Annotated in this window: 1 protein-coding gene; it reads left to right on the forward strand. The window is 29.7% G+C overall.

Annotated elements, in window-relative coordinates; translation table 11 throughout:
* Positions 1–156: 156 nt before the first annotated feature.
* Positions 157–2,474 (forward strand): HRDC domain-containing protein (locus QZZ53_RS17060; protein ID WP_296386959.1); only part of this gene is annotated, 2,318 nt, incomplete at its 3' end.

The following is a 2,474-nucleotide window of genomic DNA, read 5'->3' on the forward strand; positions in this document are numbered from 1 at the left end:
GGAAGAGTAGGTCGCCGCCTTTTTTGTACCAACATTGTTGGTATTAACCAAAACCCTTACTAGATTAACTAGTAAGGGTTTTTTCGTTTTTATGATGTTAACTTCAACTTAAAAGATTCAATTTTATTATCTTCATGTTCCATATGTATGCTATCTATGAAGATAAATAAAGAACTTGATCTTGCTTGGAATTTTGTTACTAACACTAATAGAAACATCTTCTTGACTGGTAAAGCAGGTACTGGTAAAACAACTTTTTTGCATAGATTAAAAATGCAATCTCAAAGGCGAATGGTGGTAGTAGCTCCAACTGGTGTAGCTGCTATTAATGCTAAAGGTGTAACTATTCATTCCTTTTTTCAAATGCCTTTTGGCCCTATTTTACCTGATGTAGAATTAAATTCATCAACTGGTTTTAATAGAAAGTTTAGTAAGACTAAGATTAATATCATTAAGTCTTTAGATCTATTAATTATTGATGAAATAAGTATGGTCAGAGCCGATTTGTTAGATGGGATTGATAAGACATTAAGACGGTTTAAGAATAAAAATCAAGTTTTTGGTGGAGTACAATTGTTAATGATAGGTGATCTTCAGCAATTATCACCAGTAGTTAAAGAAAACGAATGGAGGTTATTAAGTTCTTTTTATAAGAACGCTTTTTTCTTCAGCAGTCAGGCGTATAAACAATGTAAGGCAATTACAATAGAATTGAAGCATATCTATAGACAGGAGAATCCTGTGTTTATAGATATTCTCAATGAAGTTAGAAATAATAAATTGAGTTCAGCTTCTGCGGATGAATTGAATAAACGCTATCAACCTGAATTTATTCCGAATAAAGATGACGGTTATATTTCATTGACAACACATAATAATAAAGCGAGTCAAACGAATAAACAAGAACTTGAAAAACTTAAAGGTAAATCAAAAGCTTATAAGGCAGTTATCGAAGGTAATTTTCCAGAGCATTCATATCCAAATAAAGAAGAGTTAAAATTAAAGGTTGGTGCTCAAGTGATGTTTGTTAAAAATGATAGCTCACCTGAAAAACGTTATTTCAATGGTAAAATCGGGAAAGTTATTTTATTGGATAAAGATGAAGTCGTGGTTAATTGTCCAGATGATGATTTTAATATTATTACGAAACCAGAAACATGGGAAAATATAAAGTATGTAGTTGATTCTGATACAAAAGCAATTTCTGAAGATAAGATTGGAAGTTATACGCAGATTCCATTGCGTTTAGCTTGGTCGATTACTATTCATAAAAGTCAAGGATTGACATTTGAAAAAGCTATAATAGATGCAGAAGGAGCATTTGCTCATGGGCAAACTTACGTAGCTCTTAGTCGTTGTAAATCTCTTGAAGGTTTAGTTTTAAAAAATAAAATTACAGCAAACCAAATCATCAGTGATTACAATGTTACTTCTTTTAATGAAGATGCAGAAGCCAATCAACCTAATGATGAGATTTTACAAAAATCCAAACGCTCATTTCAATTAGATTTAATTTCAGAAGTTTTTAATTTTTATAAGTTTTTATACCCAATAAATAGAATTCTAGATATTTATTACAAAAATAGAGATAGTATAGAAGGGACTATTGAAATGCCATTGACTACAGTGAAAAATGGTGTTACCAATTTACTAAAAGTAAGTACTTCCTTTAATTCTCAATTAAAATCTATAGGAGATTCTTTGAATATTCCTGAATCAGATTCATCATTACAAGAACGATTCGTTAAGGCTGTAACTTATTTTAATAATCAGACAAAATCTCTAATAGAAGCCTCATTAAAAACTTTTGTTTTTACAACAGATAATAAAGCAATTGAAAAAGATATAAATAAACAGTATGATATATTAGAGGAATTGCTAACTACCAAATTATTATATTTTATAGATCTTAAAGAGGGTTTTGATGTCAAGAAATTTTTAGAGTTAAGAGCGAAATCTGTTTTTCTAGCAAAGGACAAACCAAAAAAACAAAGAAAGGCTGTAATTGATGGAACAACAAATATTGAACTCTTTGAACTATTAAGAGAATTAAGAAATCAAATCGTTAAGAGAGAAGATTTGGTTCACTTTCAAATTTTTACACAAAAATCTTTATATGCTATGTGTGAAATGCTACCAAACACTAAGCAAGAATTGAAGAAAGTTCATGGTATGGGTAAAACACGTATTGAAAAGTACGGAACAGAAATACTAAAAGTCATAAAAAGTTATTGCGAAGAGAATGATATTGAAACTACCAATGAAGTTTCAATTTTTGAAGAGATAAAGCCAATAAGACAAAAAGGGGATACCAAGAAAATATCTCTAAATTTATTTAAAGCAGGAAAACCTATAGACCAAATAGCATTAGAACGTGAATTAAATGTAAATACCATCTTTGGACATTTGGCAGATTTTATTTCTTCGGGAGAAATAAAGATTACAGACTTAATTTCTAAAGAACCCTATAAAGA

It is taken from the genome of Winogradskyella sp. (assembly GCF_016744625.1).
GTDB lineage: Bacteria > Bacteroidota > Bacteroidia > Flavobacteriales > Flavobacteriaceae > Winogradskyella.